Consider the following 18,564-nt stretch of genomic DNA (forward strand, 5'->3'; position numbering starts at 1 on the left):
ATCTCGAGGACAACACCATGCGTGTGGCGGCAGGACTGATTTTGGCAAGCGCGATGTCGGTTGCGATGACCGGCGCAGCATGGTCGCAGACCCCGGCCGCAAAGCCCGCAGCTGCGACGCAAGCCGCACCCGCGGCGACGCCGGCAGCGGCTGCGCCTGCTGCCGCTCCGCCAGCAGCTCCCGCGGCCGCCGCCGCGCCGGCAGGCTTCGTCAATCCGCCTCCGCCCAAGCAGGCGCCGCAGCCGGCCCGCGCGGCTTGCAACACGCCGGGCGCGCTCGGTGTCGCCCGCACCGTCGAGATCGACACCACGGGCGGTCCGGGCTTCGGCTTCGAGCATTTCAAGGAGCTCGACTTCCTGCGCGACAAGGAGGTGGTACTGACCTTCGACGACGGCCCCTGGCCCAAGAACACGCCCGCTGTGCTGAAGGCGCTCGCCGACGAATGCACCACCGGCATCTTCTTCTCGATCGGCAAGCACGCGACCTATGAGCCCGAGATCCTGAAGCAGGTCTACAACGCCGGCCACACCGTTGGCACCCACACCTGGTCGCACGCCAATCTCAACAACAAGAAGCTTAACGAAGCGCAGCGCAAGGAAGAGATCGAGAAGGGCCTGTCCGCGGTGAAGTGGGCGCTCGGCGGCATCTCGCCCTCGCCGTTCTTCCGCTTCCCGGCGCTTCAGCATCCGCCGGAGATGGTCACCTATCTCGGCAACCGCAACACCGCGATCTTCTCCTGCGATATCGACTCTTTCGACTTCAAGGCTTCCAAGCCCGAGAAGGTGGTCGAGACCGTGATGAAGAAGCTCGACACCAAGGGCAAGGGCATCATCCTGATGCACGACTTCCAGAAGCACACGGCGGAGGCCCTGCCCGAGCTGCTCAAGCGCCTGAAGGCGGGTGGCTACAAGGTGGTGGCGATGCGCGCCAAATTCCCGGCCTCGTCGCTGCCCGAATACGACCAGGAGCTGCTCAAGGACGCCAAGCTGCCGACGGTGAGCCAGCGCCCGGTCAATTCCGTGGTGACGACCGTTTCCGAATAGACGGCCATTGTCTTTCCGTATCGAAGGCTACGTCATCGTCTCGGCGGACGGCATGCTCGCCGACGCCGGCCACGTCATGCCCGACAGCCTGAAGTTCGACGGCGACAAGCTGTTCTTCGAGCAGGCGCTCGATCGCGCCGCGCTGATCGTGCACGGCCGCAACTCGCATGAGCAGCAGCCGAATTCGCCGAAGCGCAAGCGGCTGATCCTGACCCGCAAGATCAAGGCGCTCTCCGTCGATCCGGAGATGCCGAACGCAACGCTGTGGAATCCGAAACAGGCGAGCTTCGAGGAGGCCTGCGCCTTTGCCGATGTCGCCTCCGGCATGGTCGCCATCATCGGCGGCCCCGCCGTGTTCGAGATGTTCATGGGCCGCTACGATACCTTCTGGCTGTCGGAAGCCCCGCATGTGCGCCTGCCCGGCGGCGAAGGCTGCTTCGTCGGCGTGCCCCAGCGGAGCCCGCATGAGGTGCTGGCGTCGCACGGCCTGAAGCCGGGCACGCCGTATCTGCTCGACGCGGCGCATGAGGTGACTGTGACACCCTGGCGCCGAACGTAGGCCGTCAGACGTCCCCGTACGCCGCCTCGGCCGGACGCGTGGTGCGGCCGTATCCCATGATCATGAACAAGGCGCCGATGATCGAAAGGTTCTTCAGCGCGTCGACCACCATCTTCGCGTTGTCGGGCGGCGCCTGGTTCCAAAAATCGTCGAACAGCACGGTCGCGACCGCGACATAGACGATCAGCAGCATCGCGAAGAACCGCGCGCCGAAATTCAGCGCGATCATCAGCCCCGCGATGATCTCGAGCGCGCCGACCGCGATCGCCAGCAGTTGCGGCGTGGTCATGGCGGTGGCCGTCTCCACCTGCTTGGCGTAAGGGGCGACGATGTCGGGCACCACGACCTTGGTGGCGATGAAGTCGGCCGTCGCCTGGATGGCAAAGAGCTTGGTCGCGCCCGTGTAGATGAACAGCACGGCGAACAGGATTCGCCCGAAAGTCACGAACGCTGGCATGATCGGCCTCTTGGCAAAGCGCTAAGCACGGAACGCGCAAGGATTATGAAGAGTTGCGCGCCGCTTTACAAACGGGGAAATGGAGAACTGAAAGTAATTCAACGTTGGCGAGGCGGACGGTGTAGTGGCGCTCGCTACCGGAGTCGAACTACCGGGACGAATTCGACCACCACTCTCTCTCTGCGTCATGGCCGGACTTGTCCCGGCCATCCACGGCCTGTCCCGCGGCACGAAGATCGTGGATGCCCGGGACAAGCCCGGGCATGACGATTCGGAGAATCTTACTTGAACGGTCCCTTACGTAAACAGCGTCGGCTGCCGGGCCGCGCGCTCCTGCGCTTCGACCACGGCGACGGCCGTCATGTTGAGGATGCCGCGTGCCGTCACCGACGGCGTCAGGATATGCGCCGGGCGCGCCGGGCCGATCAGGATCGGGCCGACGGGGAGCGCGTCCGCCAGCGACTTGATCATCTGATAGGCGACGTTGGCGGTGTCCAGCGTCGGCATGATCAGGATGTTGGCCTCGCCCTCGAGATTGGAATGCGGCAGCACCATTTTTCGCGCGGCAGCGGAGAGCGCAGTATCGCCCTGCATCTCGCCGTCGGCCTCGATCTCCGGATGCTTTTCCTTGAGCAGCTGGGTCGCGCGGCGCATCTTGCGCGAGGAATCGGTGTCGTAGCTGCCGAAATCCGAGTGCGAGACGAAGGCGATCTTCGGCTTGATGTTGAAGCGCTGAACGTGGACCGCGGCGAGCGAAGCGATCTCGGCGAGTTCCTCCGCGCTCGGATTGGGGCGAACTTGCGTGTCGGCGATGAAGAAGGCGCCCTTGCTGGTGATCAGCAGTGCCAGCGCCGCGTAGTCGCTGATGCCCGGGCAAAAACCAACGATCTCGCGGACATGGCGAAGATGGCTCATGTATCGGCCCTCGACGCCGCAGAGCATCGCATCCGCCTCCCCGCGCGTCACCGCGAGCGCAGCGATGACCGTGTTGTTGGTACGCACCACCGTGCGCGCCGCATCCGGCGTCACGCCCCTGCGGCCGGCGACCTCGACATAGGACTGCACGTAGGAACGGTAGCGCGGATCGTCCTCGGGATTGACGAGGTCGAAATCCTTGCCGGCGCGGATGGAGAGGCCGAAGCGCTGGATGCGCGCTTCCACGACCGAAGGACGGCCGACCAGGATCGGCCGCGCCAGGTTCTCCTCAAGCACCACTTGCGTGGCGCGCAGCACGCGCTCGTCCTCGCCTTCGGCGTAGATCACGCGCACCGGCTGGGTCTTGGCCTTGGCGAACATCGGCTTCATGACGAGGCCGGAGCGGAAGGCGAAGCGCTCGAGCAGCGCGGTGTACTCGTCGAAATTGGTGATGGGCCGCGTCGCCACCCCCGACTCCATCGCCGCCTTCGCCACCGCCGGCGCGATGCGCAAAATCAACCTGGGATCAAACGGGCTCGGGATCAGCGAGCCAGGGCCAAAACCCTGCGTCTCGCCAGTGTCGAAACCCTGGGCGACCGCATCCGACGGCGCCTCGCGCGCGAGCTGCGCGATGGCCTCGACGGCGGCGTGCTTCATCTCCTCGTTGATGGCGCTGGCGCCGACATCGAGCGCGCCGCGGAAGATGAAGGGAAAGCAGAGGACGTTGTTGACCTGGTTCGGATAGTCGGAGCGGCCGGTGCAGATCATGGCGTCAGGGCGCACCTTGCGCGCCTCCTCCGGCATGATCTCCGGGGTCGGGTTGGCGAGCGCCATGATCAGCGGCTTGTCGGCCATCGCCTTGGCCATCTCCGGCTTGAGCACGCCGGGCGCCGAGAGACCGATGAAGATGTCGGCACCGCCGATGACGTCGCCGAGCGTCCGCTTGTCAGTCTTCTGCGCATAGACCGCCTTCCAGCGGTCCATCGTTGTGTTGCGGCCCTCATGCACGAGGCCGTCGATGTCGCAGACCCAGATGTTCTTGCGCTGCGCGCCCATCGACACCAGAAGATTGAGCGTCGCGATCGCCGCGGCCCCTGCCCCGGACGCCACGATCTTGACGTCGGACAGTTTCTTGCCGTTCAGCCTGAGGCCGTTGGTGATGGCGGCGGCGACGATGATGGCGGTGCCGTGCTGATCGTCATGGAAGACCGGGATCTTCATGCGCTCCTTGAGCTGCGCCTCGATCTCGAAGCATTCCGGTCCGCGGATGTCTTCCAGATTGATGCCGCCGAAGGTCGGTTCGAGCGCCGCCACAGTCTCGACCACGCGATCGATGGTGTCGGCGGCGATCTCGATGTCGAACACGTCGATGCCGGCGAATTTCTTGAACAGGACGGCCTTGCCCTCCATCACCGGCTTGGATGCCAGCGGGCCGATATTGCCGAGGCCGAGCACGGCGGTACCGTTGGAGACCACGGCGACCAGATTGGCGCGGGTGGTCAGCGTGGCGGCTTCCGCCGGGTTCTTGGCGATCTCGGTGCAGGCCGCGGCGACGCCCGGCGAATAGGCCAGCGCGAGGTCGCGCTGGTTGGCAAGCGGCTTGCTTGCCTGGATCTCGAGCTTTCCAGGGCGCGGCAGACGATGGTAGGCGAGCGCCGCCTGGTGGAGATCATCAGAATAGGACGACATGCGGTGTCTCGCCTCGCGTTACCGGCCTCAAAAATGCACGATCCGAAAGCGGCTGTCCAAGCGGACCGTATTTCCGGGTCATGGAAACGGGATGAAGCACGCCGGGCGCCCCGGTGGCAACATCCGATTGCGCGCCCATCAACAGGGCGCGCGGTCAAATATTTGAAAACCATAGCTTTCCCTGGACCGCGCGGCGTTTCGCGAATATGGCAGGTTGCGCGGTGCAAAACGAGCAACTGGAGCTGGGAATGAAGCGAATCCTGATCGGCCTGATCGTGGCAGCCGTACTCGGCGCGGGCGGATGGATCGGCTTCAACCTCTACGTCCAGCATCGGGCGACGAGTGAGGTCGAGGCGGCGTTCGAGCAGTTACGCGCAGGCGGCGGCAAGGCGAGCCATGGCAAGATCGGGTTCGAACTTGGGACGCGCACGCTGACGATCGAGGATATCACGATCGCTCCCGGCGAGCAGCCGCAGGCGCAGATCAAGATAGCCGGCATCAAGGGCGCCGGCGTTCGCCTGATCGACGATAACAGCTTCTCGGCCGACAGCATCGACGTCACGGGTTTCGAAGTCGCGCTGGACCAGGTCGGCGCCGCGAAGCTGAAGGCGTCCTACAAGATTCCGCAACTCACCTTGCGTGACTATGCCGGCCCCGTTCACGCCGGCAATGCGCCGACGGGCGGATCCCTGATCGAGCTTTACCGTTATGTACTCGATCAGTACGCCAGCATCACGGCATCGTCAGTCACGGCTCCGACGCTGACGATGACCTTCGATGCGAGCGGCAGCGCCGCCGGCAGCGGCGAGGTCGCCTATTCCGGGCTGGCAATCCAGAATCTCAAGCGCGGCAAGATCGATGCCATGAAAGCGGACCGCGCCGTCTTCACCATCGACGTGCCGCAACCGGGCAAGCAGGACAAGCTGACCGGCGACCTCTCCAACGTCGTCGTCAACGATTTCGACGCGACCGCGATCGCCGCGGCGCTCGATCCGCAGAAGACCGGCGACGACAGCTATCATCGCGTCTACCGCCAGATCTCGGCCGGCCCCTATGTGCTCAAATCGACCCAGGGCATTCGGATGGACATCGACGGTATCACCTTCGAGGACATCGCGGTGCAACCGTCAAAATTCCGGCCGGCCGAAATCATTGCGCTATTGCCGACGGACCGGTCGGTGGTCCCGACCGTCGCACAATCGCGCGAGATGATGGAGAAGCTCGCCGGGTTCTATGAAGGCTTTCGCATCGGCAAGATCGAGGTCGGCAAGACATCCATGGGCACGCCGCAAGGGATGGCCAGGATCAATGCCGTCAGATACCGGGAGGGTGAGTTCGCGGTCGAGGGCGTCGATACGCCCTCGCCGCAAGGGCAGTTCAAGATGGAGCGGTTCGCGCTGAAATCGTTCAGCGCGGCAAACCTGATGCGCTGGGCGGCGGGGCTCAGCAGCCACGGGCAGCCGCCCTCGCCCGATCAGATGCTCGGCCTGTTCCGCGTGCTCGAAGGCGCGGAGATCAAGGGCGTGGTGGCGCCCTACAAGAATACGCGGCAGTTCGTCACCATCGACACGATCAGGCTGAACTGGGGCCAACTGGTCGGATCGATTCCGAGCAAGGCCAATCTGGTCGTGAGGATGGTCGCGCCGACAGATCCCGCCAATCCGGCGCAGCGGCCGCTGATCATGGCAGGCGTGGACAAGCTCGCGATCGACCTCGATCTCGGTGCGGCCTGGACGGAATCGTCCGGCGCATTCGCGCTCGCGCCGGCCACGCTCGATCTCGGCAACCTTGCCAAGGCGCAGGCCCGCTTTGGGCTTGCCAATGTCCCGCGCAGCCTGTTCACGACCGACCCGGTGCAGGCGATGGGCCAGGCGGCGCAGGTCGAGACCGGCACGTTCGAGCTCTCGCTGCGCGACAGCGGCGTGGTCGATCTCGTCGTGGCGCAGTTCGCGCGCATGCAGGACGTCAGCCGCGACGCCGCACGCGGCGCCATCGTCGCGATGATCAGGGCGCAGGGTGAGAAGATCACAGGGGCCAATGGCGACGTGAAAATGGCGGTCGATGCGCTCGCCGGTTTCGTGGAGACGTCAGGGCAGACGCTGACCGTCAAGCTAACGCCCCGCGCCAAGGTGCCGCTGATGCAATTGATGCAGCTGTCGCAAAGCGACCCCGAGGGCGCACTGGCGCAGTTCAGGATCGAGGCGTCGACGGGATTGTAGCTCTCGTGTCCCGGACGCGCCTCGGCACGCAGTGACGCTGCGCGTCCGGGAGAAAGCCTGCTGTGCCGAAATGTGGGCCCCGGCTCAGCAGCGCATCACTGCGTGCTGCGCTGCGTCCGGGGCACGCACCACTCACTTCTGCGGCAGGTTCACCCGCACATGCAGCTCGCGAAGCTGTTTTGTGGTCGCATCCGACGGCGCGCCCATCAGCAAATCCATCGCCTGCTGGTTCATCGGGAACAGCGAGATCTCGCGCAAATTCGTGGTGCCGCACAGCAGCATCACGATGCGGTCGACGCCCGCGGCCATACCGCCATGCGGCGGGGCGCCGTACTGGAAGGCGCGGTACATGCCGCCGAAGCGGTCGACCACTTCCTGCTCGCCGTAACCTGCGATCTCGAACGCCTTCACCATCGCCTCCGGCACATGGTTACGGATGCCGCCCGAAGCGATCTCGTAGCCGTTGCAGGTGATGTCGTACTGGAACGCCTTGATGGTGAGCGGGTCCTGGCCCTTCAGCGCGTCGAGGCCGCCCTGCGGCATCGAGAACGGGTTGTGCGAGAAGTCGACCTTCTTGTCATCCTCGTTGTACTCGTACATCGGGAAGTCGACGATCCAGGCGAGCTCGAACCGCTCCTTGTCGGTGAGGTTCAGTTCCTCGCCGACCTTGTTGCGGGCGAGCCCTGAAAACTTCCAGAACTTGTCGGGATCGCCGGCGACGAAGAAGGCGGCATCGCCTTCCTTCACGCCGATCTGTGCGCGGATCGCAGCGGTGCGCTCAGGCCCGATGTTGTTCGCAAGGGGACCTGCACCCTCGTCGCCCTCGCGCCACATGATGTAGCCGAGGCCAGGCTGGCCCTCGCCCTGCGCCCACGAATTCATGCGGTCGCAGAACGCGCGGCTGCCGCCGCCCGGTGCGGGGATCGCCCAGACCTGGTTCTTGGGGTCTTCGAGCATGCGCGCAAAGACCTTGAAGCCGGAGCCGCGGAAGTGCTCGGAGACGTCCTGCATCTCGATGGGGTTGCGCAAATCCGGCTTGTCGCTGCCGTATTTGCGCAAGGCCTCGGCGAACGGAATCCGGCGCCAGTTCTTGCTCACCGGCTTGCCCTTGGCGAACTCCTCGAACACGCCGGTGATCACGGGCTCCATCGCCGCGAACACGTCTTCCTGAGTCACAAAGCTCATCTCGACGTCGAGCTGGTAGAACTCGCCCGGCAGACGGTCGGCACGCGGGTCCTCGTCGCGGAAGCAGGGCGCGATCTGGAAATAGCGGTCGAAGCCCGACATCATCAGCAGCTGCTTGTACTGCTGCGGCGCCTGCGGCAGCGCGTAGAACTTGCCGGGATGGATGCGCGACGGCACCAGGAAGTCGCGTGCGCCTTCCGGCGAGGACGCGGTCAGGATCGGGGTGTTGAACTCGAAGAAGCCCTGCCCCTCCATGCGCCGGCGCATCGACTTGATGATCTCGACGCGCGTCATGATGTTCTGGTGCAGCTTCTCCCGGCGCAAATCGAGGAAGCGGTACTTCAGGCGGATGTCTTCAGGATATTCCTGGTCGCCGAACACCGGCAGCGGCAGATCGCCGGCCGGACCCAGCACCTCGATCTCGGTGACGTAGATCTCGATCTTGCCGGTCGGCAGATCGTCATTGTCGGTGCCCTCGGGGCGGCGGCGGGCCTTGCCGTCCATCCGCACCACGAATTCCGAGCGCAGCTTCTCGGCCAGCGAGAACGCCGGCGAGTCCGGATCGACCACGCACTGGGTCAGGCCGTAATGGTCGCGCAGGTCGATGAACAGCACGCCGCCATGGTCGCGAACGCGATGGACCCAGCCTGACAGGCGGACCGTCTCGCCGATGTTGCTCTCGCGGAGCGCGCCGCATGTATGTGACCGGTAGCGATGCATGGTCGTCCCAAAAATGATGTCGGAGGAAGCGAATCGGACGGCCTGTCATGGCCGGTCCGAGATTGCGGCAGGGTTTACCCGACGAGACCCGAGGCGGCAACCAAGGGAACGGGCTGTTTTGGGCCGGAAGCGCCCAATTTTGTCCAATCTGGGCTCATCCCTTTGCCATCAGGCGTTCCAGCCCTATCTTGAGGCCATGACGGTGCATTTCCCCTTCCAGAACTCCTATTCGGCGCTGCCGGACAGCTTCTTTGCCCGCGTCGCGCCGACCCCGGTCGCCGCCCCCCGGCTGATCAAGCTGAACCGCCCGCTGGCGGTCCAGCTCGGGCTCGATCCTGACCTGCTAGAGACCCCGGAGGGCGCGGCGATCCTGGCCGGCAAAACGGTTCCCGCCGGCGCCGATCCCATCGCCATGGCCTATGCCGGACATCAGTTCGGGCAGTTCGTGCCGCAGCTCGGCGACGGCCGCGCCATCCTGCTCGGCGAGGTCATCGACAGCGACGGCATCCGCCGCGACATCCAGCTCAAGGGCTCGGGCCCCACCCCGTTCTCCCGCCGCGGCGACGGCCGCGCCGCGCTCGGACCTGTGCTGCGCGAATACATCGTCAGTGAAGCCATGTATGCGCTGGGCATCCCGACCACCCGCTCGCTCGCCGCCGTCGTCACCGGCGAGCACGTCATCCGCGAGACCGCGCTGCCCGGCGCGGTGCTGACGCGTGTTGCTTCCAGCCATATCCGCGTCGGCACCTTCCAGTTCTTCGCCGTGCGCCGTGACACCGATGCGATCCGCCGGCTCGCCGACCACGTCGTCGCCAGGCACTATCCCGAACTAGTCGGCGCCGAGCGGCCCTACCATGCGCTGCTCGCCGGCGTCGTCGCGCGCCAGGCCGATCTCGTCGCGCGCTGGCTGCTGGTCGGCTTCATCCACGGCGTCATGAATACCGACAACAGCTCCATCTCCGGTGAGACCATCGATTACGGACCCTGCGCCTTCATGGACGCCTACAACCCTTCGCAGGTGTTCTCCTCGATCGACGAGATGGGCCGCTACGCCTATGCCAACCAGCCGCGTATCGCGCTGTGGAATCTGACGCGCCTCGCCGAATGCCTGCTGCCGGTGTTCTCCGACGAGCAGGAGAAGGCGGTCGCGGAGGCCCAGGACATCCTCGGCGCGTTCTCCGACCAGTTCAGCGCGGCTTATCAAGCCGGCCTGCGCAAAAAGGTCGGCCTGTTCACGGAGCGCGACGGCGACGACGCGCTGATCCAGGACCTGTTAGATGCCATGGCGAAGAACCAGGCCGACTTCACCCTCAGCTTCCGCAATTTGGGCCATGCCGCCGTTGATGACAGTGCGGATGCGCGCGCGCAGTTCATGGAGCCCGCAGCCTTCGACGAATGGGCCGGCCGCTGGCGCGCACGCATCGCGCTGGAGCCGCAGAGCGCGGCCGAGCGGCAGGCGGCCATGCACGCCGTCAATCCCATGTTCATCCCGCGCAACCACCGCGTCGAGGCCGTGATCCAGGCCGCCGTCAACGACGACAATTACGCGCCATTCGAGGAATTAGTGAAGGTGCTGGCGAAACCGTTCGACGACCAGCCGGATTACGCCGCCTATGCCGATCCACCGCTGCCGGACCAGCGGGTGTTGCAGACGTTCTGCGGGACGTAGCCACAAACCCGGTGCGTAGGGTGGATTAGCCGAAGGCGTAATCCACCACTTCTCTCGAAGCCGGAAAGTAAAGAGGTGGATTACGCTTCGCTAATCCACCCTACAGATTGGCGCGGCTATCACGTCCGCTCTCCGAACTCGCCGATGAACTGAGTGTCTCCGCCCCAATCCTCCGGAAGCAGTTCTGCACGAACATCGCGGTGAAATGACGAATACGGCCAGTCGCAGACTCGCGACACATGCCCGTGCTTGACGGGATTGTAATAACAATACTCGACGTGGCGGGCGTAGTCGGCCTCGTCCCGGATCAGGTGCTCCCAGAACCGTCGCTGCCATATGCCGCGTTCATTCCGTGAGAAACGGACAGCGCTCAGCCGCTCGGTCACCGGGAGTGCTTTGGCGAAACGAGAGTTGATCAAGCGCCAGCGCACCGAAAAATCGGCGTCGCCCGACGGCAGCTTCCAGATTGCGCGGAGATGGTCCGGCAGAACCACGAAAGCATCGATTGCGAAGGGGTGGCTCTGTCGCGTTGCGGCGACCGTGTCTCGTAGGCTCTCAATCTGGTCGGTCAAAAGAGCTTTCCGCCGATCGAGCAGGTTCACGGTAAAGAACCAGCATCCTCCCGGGACGAATGCGCGGCGGTAGTCGGACATCGCCCACCGATAGCACAACTTGAAGTTGGCTCACTGTGGTGGATTACGCCTTCGGCTAATCCACCCTACGAAGCGAGCACTGTGGACGCAGGAACCGCTGTCATCAAACTGAAACACACGCCCTCTAACCGCCTGTCAGGGTCGTCTTGCCGGAGGCGCCCATCCTCCAACGGTCCCGACAAAGCGCGCCATGCCCTTCAAATTCATCCACATCACCGACACGCATCTGGCGAACCCCGGCTTGAAGCTCTACGGCCTCGACCCGCGCGCCCGGCTGGACGCTGCGATTGCCGACATCAACAAGCATCAGTCCGACGCGGCGTTCGCGGTCGTGACCGGCGACCTCACGCATTGGGGCGAGCCGGAGTCCTACGCCAATTTCGCCGACGCGATGGCCGCGCTCAAAATCCCTTACATTGCCATGGTCGGCAATCACGACAAGCGCGTGACTTGCCTCGATAGCCTGAAGGCCGCGCCGCGCGATTCAAACGGCTTCGTGCAGGGCACGCGGACCACCGAGCACGGCCTGTTCGTCTTCCTCGACACGCTGGACGAGACCAGCCACGCCGGCGAGATGTGCGCCAAGCGCTTCGACTGGCTCGCGAAGACGCTCGCGGCTGCGCCTGCCGACCAGCAATTCGTCGTGTTCATGCATCACCCGCCCTTCCCGATCGGCGTCCATGCGATGGACGAGATCGGGCTGAAGCAGAGCGCCGAATTTGCCGAGGTGATCGCACCCTATCGCGCCCGCATCCGCCATCTCTTCTTCGGCCATGTGCACCGTCCCATCTTCGGCAGCTACGGCAAGATCCCGTTCTCGACCTTGCGCGGCACCAACCACCAGGTCTGGTTCGAGCTCGACGCCAACGCGCCGCACCTCGCCAGCCACGAGCCGCCGGCCTATGGCGTCGTGCTGATCGACGACGAGAATCTCGTCGTGCACAGCCACGACTTCCTCGACGAAAGTCTGCGCTTCCCGTTCGAACCACCCGTGGGAACGGACGGCCGCGACTATGCGCTCAATTTCCCGGCGCGGTGAGATGAGCCTCGCCGAACCCGCGGCTCTTCCGGTCGCGACCTCGGCGGCGCCGCGCCTGGACGTCCTGAAGCGCCTCGGCACGCGCTTCAGAGCTTCGCTGCCCGCCTATCTCCTGTTGCTGCCCTCGCTGGTCTTCCTCGCGCTGTTCACCTATGGCGCGATGGGCCGCGTGCTCGTCGATGCGCTCTACCAGCGCGCCACGCCGAAGGCGCCGGTCCGCTTCATCGGTCTCGACAACGTCGCAGCGGTGCTGGCCGACCCCGCTTTCTCCGGCGCGGTCGTCAACAATCTCGTCTATGCTGTGGGCACCGCGGTCCCCAGCATCGGCCTCGCGCTCTTGTTCGCGCTGGCGCTGTCGCGCACCAACGCCGTGAGCAGCGCGCTGCGCACGGCACTGTTCCTGCCGGTGCTGATCCCGATGGTCGCGGCCTCCGCGCTGTTCATGTTCATCTTCCTGCCCAATGTCGGCCTGCTCGACTACTACATTGGCCGCTTGCTTCCGGTGCTGCCGAACTGGCTCGGCGACCCCGATATCGCGCTTTACGCGATCATGGTCATCACGATCTGGAAGAACGCGGGCTATTACATGCTGTTCTTCCTCGCCGGCCTCCAGGCCGTGCCCGAAGACGTGATGGAGGCCGCACATCTCGACGGCGCCGGGCCTTACATGCGCCTGCGCCACATCATCCTGCCGGAGCTCAAGCCCACTTTCCTGTTCGTTACCGTGATCGCCACGCTCAACGCGGTGACGCAGGTCGACCACGTCTTCGTCATGACCCAGGGCGGACCGTCGAACTCGACCAACCTCGTGCTGTTCTACATCTACCAGCAGGCGGTCGAGCATTACGACGTCGGCAAGGCCTCGGCCGCGACGCTGCTGACTCTCGCCGCACTGATGGGCCTCACCGCGCTCTCCTTCCGCACCATGGCCAACCGCGAGGGCGGGCCATGAAGCTGTTCGACCGCCTGTTCAGGGACGCCCCGCTCGCCACAAGGGGCGAGATCACGCCCAAGCTCGGCTTCCTGCTGACCGTGCTGCTCGCGATCGTCTGGCTCATCCCGTTCCTGTGGATGGTCGTGGCGACGCTGCGCCCGGCCTCCGACGGCATCAACGCCATGGCCGAGTTGATGCCGAGCCTGAAGCCGACGCTCGACAATGTCAGGGATGCCTGGGAGATCGGCGATTTCCCGCGCTACACGCTCAACACCACGATCATCTGCGCCGGCATTCTGCTGGTGCAGTTCGCCACGATCACGCTGGCGGGCTTTGCCTTCGCCCGCCTCGCCTTCGTCGGCAAGACGCTGATCTTCTATCTGTTCCTGATGCAGCTGATGCTGGTGCCGGTGCTGCTGATCGTACCGAACCTGTCGCTGGTGGCGCAGCTCGGCCTCTACGACACGCTCACCGGCGTGATGATGCCGTTCTTCGCCTCCGCCTTCGGCACCTTCCTGATGCGGCAGGCGTTCGAAGCCATTCCGACCGAACTGGAAGACGCCGCGCTGATCGATGGCGCCAGCCTGTTCCAGCGCATCCGCCACATCTACGTGCCGCTGTCGGTGCCGAGCTTCTCGGCCTTCGCCATCATCTCCGTCACCAGCCACTGGAACGACTTCCTGTGGCCGCTGATGGTGATCAACTCGCCGGACAAGCGGCCGCTCACGGTCGGGCTCTCGGTCTTCACCAAGACCGCGGAGGGCACGCAAGCGTGGGGCACCATCGCCGCCGGCACGCTGATGGTGATCGCGCCGCTGCTCATCACCTTCCTGATCTTCCAGAAGCGCTTCATCAGCTCTTTCGTCACCTCAGGCATCAAATAGGAGATTCTTCGATGCTGTTTTCCCGCAGGCTCATGCTGGGCCTCGCCATGGCAGGCTCTATGGCAGGCGCCCTCGCCTTTCCGGCTCTCGCCGGCGAAGGTCCGACCGAAATTGATCTGTTCTTCCCCGTCCCCGTCGACGGCAAGCTCGCCCGCGACATGGGCACCTTGATCAAGGAGTTCAACGAGACCCATCCGGACGTCAAGGCAACCGCGGTCTACACCGGCTCCTATGACGACACGCTGATCAAGACGCGCGCTGCGATCAAGGCCGGCAAGCCGCCGTCCGCCGTGATCATGTCGGCCAACTTCCTGCTCGACATGCAGATCGAGAACGAGCTCACCAATCTCGATGCCCTGATCAAGGCCGACGGCACCACCAAGGAGCAGTTCCTCGGCCAGTTCTTCCCCGCGCTGCAGGGCAACGCGGTGATCAACCGCTCGGTCTACGGCGTGCCGTTCCACAATTCGACGCCGCTGCTCTACATCAACGCCGACAAGGCCAAGGAAGCCGGCCTCGATCCGAACAAGCCGCCGCAGACCTGGGCCGAGCTCACCGACTGGGCCAAGAAGCTCACCAAGCGCGAGGGCGACAAGGTGACCCAATGGGGCATTGCGATTCCCTGCGCGTATGACTATTGCGGCTGGATGATGGAAACGCTGACCATGAGCAATGGCGGGCGCTACTACAACGAGGAGTTCGGCGGCGAGGTCTATTACGACACGCCCTCGATGCTGGGCGCACTGACCTGGTGGAACGACCTTGTCACCAAGCACAAGGTCCATGCGCCCGGCGCCACGCCCGGCCCTGCCGTCAGCACCTCTTTCATCTCAGGCAATGCTGCGATGATGATGCTGTCGACGGGCTCGCTCACTTACGTGCGCGACAACGCCAAGTTCGCCTACAAGGTCGCCTTCATCCCGCGCAACGTCCGCAACGCCGTGCCGATCGGCGGCGCCTCGCTGATCGTTCCGGCCGGCCTCGAGGCCGACAAGCAGAAGGCCGCCTGGACGCTGATCAAGTGGATGACCTCGCCCGAGAAGAGCGGCTGGTGGAGCCGCGCCACCGGTTATTTCGCGCCCAACATGGCCGCCTACAAGACGCCTGAGATGGTCGACTTCCTGAGCAAGAACCCGGACGCCAAGACCGCCGTCGAGCAGCTCGATGTCGCAAAGCCCTGGTTTGCGACCTACAAGACCGTCCCGGTGCGCAAGACGCTGGAGGACGAGGTGATGCTGGTCCTCAACGGCAAGAAGCAGCCGAAGGAGGCCCTCGCCGCCGCCCAGAAGGCCGCGGATGAGACGCTGAAGCCGTACAATGCGGAGACGTCGCTGAAGCTGCCGTAAGGATCGCTGCATCGCCAACGACCATCGGCGCTCCGTCATGCGGGGCGCCGATTTCGTTTTAGGCGGCCGCCCGTATTAACCCCCCGTCCACCATCCGGCGGCCCGCACCGCCGGTAACCATCGCAATTAACAGACCCTCAACGCACCCCCGACAAATCTATCAATGTTTCTGGAGATTTCGCCGTGGATCTGTTGGTTTTCGAGTTCCTGGGATTGGCGTTGGTCGCCATGTGCGTGGTCGTGGTGGCGTTGCCCTGTGCCCGCAAATCCTCGCACCGGGTCCGCTACGAATAGGAATTTCGTCGGAAAAAGCGATTCCGGTCCAAATGCAAGGCTCGAATTCGCATCGAGCCCCTTGACATCACAGCGCTTTCGGCAGAACGGCTGATATCAAGTGTCATGGGCCGTTCATGGATTTGATTACCACCACCGCTGACCTCGCGGCTGCCTGCAGCCGGCTGGCCAAGCACCCCGTCATTACCGTCGATACCGAGTTCCTGCGCGAGACCACCTACTACCCGCTGCTATGCGTGGTGCAGATGGCCAGCGCCGAGGAAGCCGTCGTCGTCGATACCCTGGCCGAGGGGATCGACCTCAAGCCGTTCTTCGAGCTGATGGCCAACGAGGCCGTGCTGAAGGTCTTCCACGCCGCCCGTCAGGACATCGAGATCATCTGGCACCAGGCCAACATCATCCCGCATCCGGTGTTCGACACCCAGGTTGCCGCGATGGTGCTGGGGTACGGCGACAGCATCGCCTACGACGCGCTGGTCGAGAAAGTCACCGGCCACCGCCCCGACAAGACCCACCGCTTCACCGACTGGTCGCGCCGGCCGCTGACCAAGGAGCAGATGCATTACGCCGTGTCCGACGTCACGCATTTGCGCGACGTGTTCGCAGCGCTCGATGCCGACCTCAAGAAGCGCCGCCGCAGCGAATGGGTCTCCATCGAGATGGAGGTCCTGACCTCGCCCCGGACCTACGACTTCCACCCCGAGCGCGCCTGGGAGCGGCTGAAGACGCGCGTGCGCAAGCCGAAGGATCTCGCGGTCCTGATGGAGGTCGCCGCCTGGCGCGAGCAGGAAGCGCAGAGCCGCGACGTGCCGCGCGGCCGCGTGCTGCGCGACGAGGCCATCAGCGATATCGCGACCCACGCGCCGAACACGCTGGAGAAGCTCGCCCATCTGCGCTCGGTGCCGAAGGGTTTTGAGAAATCCAAATGGGGCGCGGACATCGTCGCCGCGGTCGAGCGCGGGCTGGCACGGGATTTTTCGACGTTGCCGAAGCTGGAGAAGCCGCGCAACAACAACAATGGCGCCGCCATCGTCGAGCTCTTGAAGGTGCTGCTGCGCATGACCGCGGAGCGGCATGCGGTCGCCAGCAAGGTGATCGCCACCGTCGACGATCTCGAAGAGATCGCAGCCGACGACGAAGCCGACGTCCCCGCCTTGCGCGGCTGGCGCCGCGAGCTGTTCGGCGATGCCGCCTTGAAGCTCAAGCGCGGCGAGTTGGCGCTGGCGATCGAGAAGGGCCGCGTGATCGGGGTGCAGCGGGCGTAAGGCTGCCGCCAGCTATCAACGCGGCATAATTCAGACCGTCATCCCCGCGCAACGGCGAAGCCGTTGTCTGCAAAGGCGTGCGATGCAAAGCATCGCACGGGGATCCTCGAAGGATGAGCGGCCACACTGCGAGCCAGCCGGGCCGTCGCCCTTCGAGGGCCGCTGAAGAAGCCGCCACCTCAGGGTGACGGTGTTAGATTGAGCGCCCAGACAAGAGCCTACGCCGGCGTCAGCTTCGCCACTTCCGCCTTCATGTCATTCAGCACGCCCGAAATGGCGGCGACGAGGTCGTCGATCTGCGCCTTGGTGACGATCAGCGGCGGGCAGATGGCGATGGCGTCCAGCATGTTGCGCGAGATCACGCCGCGCTCCTGGAGCATGCGGCTGGCGATGCCGCCGACGGCGCCCGGTGTCGCCGCTGCGGTCTTGCGCCCTTTGTCGAGCACGAGCTCGATCGCCGCGATCATGCCGACGCCGCGAACCTCGCCGACCAGCGGATGGCTGGTGAGCTCGCGCAGTCTGCCCTGCATGTAGGCGCCGAGCTCGGCGGCATGGGCGACCAGGCCGCGCTCCTCGATGATCTTGAGGTTTTCCAGCGCAACCGCCGATCCGACCGGATGACCGCCCGCGGTGAAGCCGTGGCCGAGCACGCCGATCTTGTTGCTCTCGTCCGCGATCGGCTCGAACATGCGATCGTTCATGATGATGGCCGAGAACGGGAAATAGCTCGAGGTAATCTGCTTGGAAACCACGAGCACGTCAGGCTTGATGCCGTAGGTCTCGCAGCCGAACATCTTGCCGGTCCGGCCGAAGCCGCAGATCACCTCGTCGGCGACGAGCAGGATGTCGTACTTGTTCAGGACCGCCTGGATCTTGTCCCAATAGGTCGCCGGCGGCACGATGACGCCGCCCGCGCCCATCACCGGCTCGCCGAAGAACGCCGCGATCGTATCGGGACCCTCCTTCTGGATCAGCGCGTCGAGCTCCTCGGCCCGGCGCGTCGCAAACGCTTCCTCGGTCTCGCCGGGGGCGCCGTCCTTGTAGAAATGCGGCGAGCCCGTGTGCAGGATGTTCGGCAGCGGCAGATCGAACGAGCGGTGGTTGTTCGGCAGGCCGGTGAGGCTCGCCGAGGCAATGGTGACGCCGTGATAGGCGCGCATCCGGCTGATCACCTTCTTGCGCTGGGGCTGGCCGAGCGCGTTGGAGCGATAGGCGATCAGCTTGAGGACGGTGTCGTTGGCTTCCGAGCCGGAATTGGTGAAGAATACCTTGCTCATCGGCACAGGCGCGAGCGCGACCAGTTTCTCGGCAAGGTCGATCGAGGGCCCGTGCGATTTGGCGGAGAACGTGTGATAGAACGGCAGCGCCAGCATCTGCTTGTGTGCAGCCTCGACCAGCCGCCTCTCGTTGAAGCCGAGCCCGACGCTCCACAGGCCGGCCATCGCCTCGAAATAGCGCTTGCCCGACGCATCGAAGACGTAGGGACCCTCGCCGCGCTCGATCACCAGGGGACCGGCCTGCTGATGGGTGCGCGCATTGGTGTAGGGATGGAGCTGATAGGCCACATCCCGGGCCTCTTGCGAATTGGGCAGCATGGACATTTGCGAGGATCCTTGAAAGCGTCACGTCGCAGGCACAGCCGGCGTCATCACTCGATGATCAAGTACCTTGGCTATTGCGACAGCGCAGAACT

14 protein-coding genes are annotated in these 18,564 nt (G+C 64.6%); 9 read left to right on the forward strand and 5 right to left on the reverse strand.

The annotated features are described in order from the left end of the window. Positions 1-17 precede the first annotated feature (17 nt). Both CIT37_RS22805 and CIT37_RS22810 read left to right on the forward strand, forming a co-directional pair. Complete coding sequence (locus CIT37_RS22805; protein WP_028144966.1) at positions 18-1,043, forward strand: polysaccharide deacetylase family protein; 1,026 nt, start codon at positions 18-20, stop codon at positions 1,041-1,043. Positions 1,044-1,050: 7 nt separating this feature from the next. Then, positions 1,051-1,602, forward strand: coding sequence for a dihydrofolate reductase family protein (locus CIT37_RS22810; protein ID WP_028144967.1), 552 nt, complete (start codon positions 1,051-1,053; stop codon positions 1,600-1,602). Positions 1,603-1,606: 4 nt separating this feature from the next. Here CIT37_RS22810 and CIT37_RS22815 read toward each other — a convergent pair whose 3' ends face one another. After that, a complete protein-coding gene (locus CIT37_RS22815) occupies positions 1,607-2,059 on the reverse strand; it encodes a DoxX family protein (protein ID WP_028144968.1) in 453 nt (150 codons plus the stop codon). A gap of 297 nt (positions 2,060-2,356) precedes the next feature. Then, positions 2,357-4,663: an NADP-dependent malic enzyme gene (locus tag CIT37_RS22820; protein ID WP_028144969.1), complete on the reverse strand. Its 2,307-nt coding sequence runs from the start codon at positions 4,661-4,663 to the stop codon at positions 2,357-2,359. A 248-nt stretch (positions 4,664-4,911) separates the two neighbouring features. Here CIT37_RS22820 and CIT37_RS22825 point away from each other — a divergent pair, with 248 nt between their 5' ends. Further along, entirely contained in the window at positions 4,912-6,882 is a 1,971-nt protein-coding gene (locus CIT37_RS22825) for an aq_1923 C-terminal domain (protein ID WP_161966459.1), read from the forward strand. A 132-nt stretch (positions 6,883-7,014) separates the two neighbouring features. Here the strand turns inward: CIT37_RS22825 and aspS are convergent, their stop codons facing one another. Next, the gene (gene aspS / locus CIT37_RS22830; protein WP_095424287.1) at positions 7,015-8,787 is read right to left on the reverse strand and encodes an aspartate--tRNA ligase; all 1,773 of its coding nucleotides are present in this window, start codon (positions 8,785-8,787) and stop codon (positions 7,015-7,017) included. A 196-nt stretch (positions 8,788-8,983) separates the two neighbouring features. Between aspS and CIT37_RS22835 the strand changes: the two genes are divergently transcribed. Next, entirely contained in the window at positions 8,984-10,456 is a 1,473-nt protein-coding gene (locus tag CIT37_RS22835) for a protein adenylyltransferase SelO (protein ID WP_095424288.1), read from the forward strand. Positions 10,457-10,575: 119 nt separating this feature from the next. Here the strand turns inward: CIT37_RS22835 and CIT37_RS22840 are convergent, their stop codons facing one another. Then, complete coding sequence (locus tag CIT37_RS22840) at positions 10,576-11,109, reverse strand: REP-associated tyrosine transposase (RefSeq protein ID WP_028144973.1); 534 nt, start codon at positions 11,107-11,109, stop codon at positions 10,576-10,578. A gap of 190 nt (positions 11,110-11,299) precedes the next feature. On the opposite strand from CIT37_RS22840, the gene CIT37_RS22845 reads away from it, so the two are divergent. The 5 genes from CIT37_RS22845 to rnd all read left to right on the forward strand — a co-directional run bounded on the left by CIT37_RS22845 (position 11,300) and on the right by rnd (position 16,871). Then, complete coding sequence (locus CIT37_RS22845) at positions 11,300-12,148, forward strand: phosphodiesterase (RefSeq protein ID WP_028144974.1); 849 nt, start codon at positions 11,300-11,302, stop codon at positions 12,146-12,148. Between the two features lies 1 nt (position 12,149). Further along, a complete protein-coding gene (locus CIT37_RS22850; RefSeq protein WP_161966460.1) occupies positions 12,150-13,100 on the forward strand; it encodes a carbohydrate ABC transporter permease in 951 nt (316 codons plus the stop codon). Next, positions 13,097-13,966 (forward strand): carbohydrate ABC transporter permease, encoded by an 870-nt coding sequence (locus CIT37_RS22855; RefSeq protein ID WP_028144976.1) that lies wholly within the window; start codon positions 13,097-13,099, stop codon positions 13,964-13,966. Before CIT37_RS22850 ends, CIT37_RS22855 begins: the two co-directional genes overlap by 4 nt. An 11-nt stretch (positions 13,967-13,977) precedes the next feature. After that, on the forward strand, positions 13,978-15,312 hold the full coding sequence (locus tag CIT37_RS22860) for an ABC transporter substrate-binding protein (protein ID WP_038946548.1): 1,335 nt from the start codon (positions 13,978-13,980) through the stop codon (positions 15,310-15,312). A 410-nt stretch (positions 15,313-15,722) separates the two neighbouring features. Beyond that, positions 15,723-16,871, forward strand: a complete 1,149-nt coding sequence (gene rnd, locus CIT37_RS22865; protein ID WP_038972944.1) for a ribonuclease D — start codon at positions 15,723-15,725, stop codon at positions 16,869-16,871. A 218-nt stretch (positions 16,872-17,089) separates the two neighbouring features. Here rnd and CIT37_RS22870 read toward each other — a convergent pair whose 3' ends face one another. Beyond that, on the reverse strand, positions 17,090-18,472 hold the full coding sequence (locus tag CIT37_RS22870; RefSeq protein WP_028144979.1) for an aspartate aminotransferase family protein: 1,383 nt from the start codon (positions 18,470-18,472) through the stop codon (positions 17,090-17,092). Positions 18,473-18,564: the final 92 nt, after the last annotated feature.

Origin of the sequence: Bradyrhizobium ottawaense (assembly GCF_002278135.3) — a bacterium.
In the GTDB taxonomy this organism is placed as follows: Bacteria; Pseudomonadota; Alphaproteobacteria; order Rhizobiales; family Xanthobacteraceae; genus Bradyrhizobium; species Bradyrhizobium ottawaense.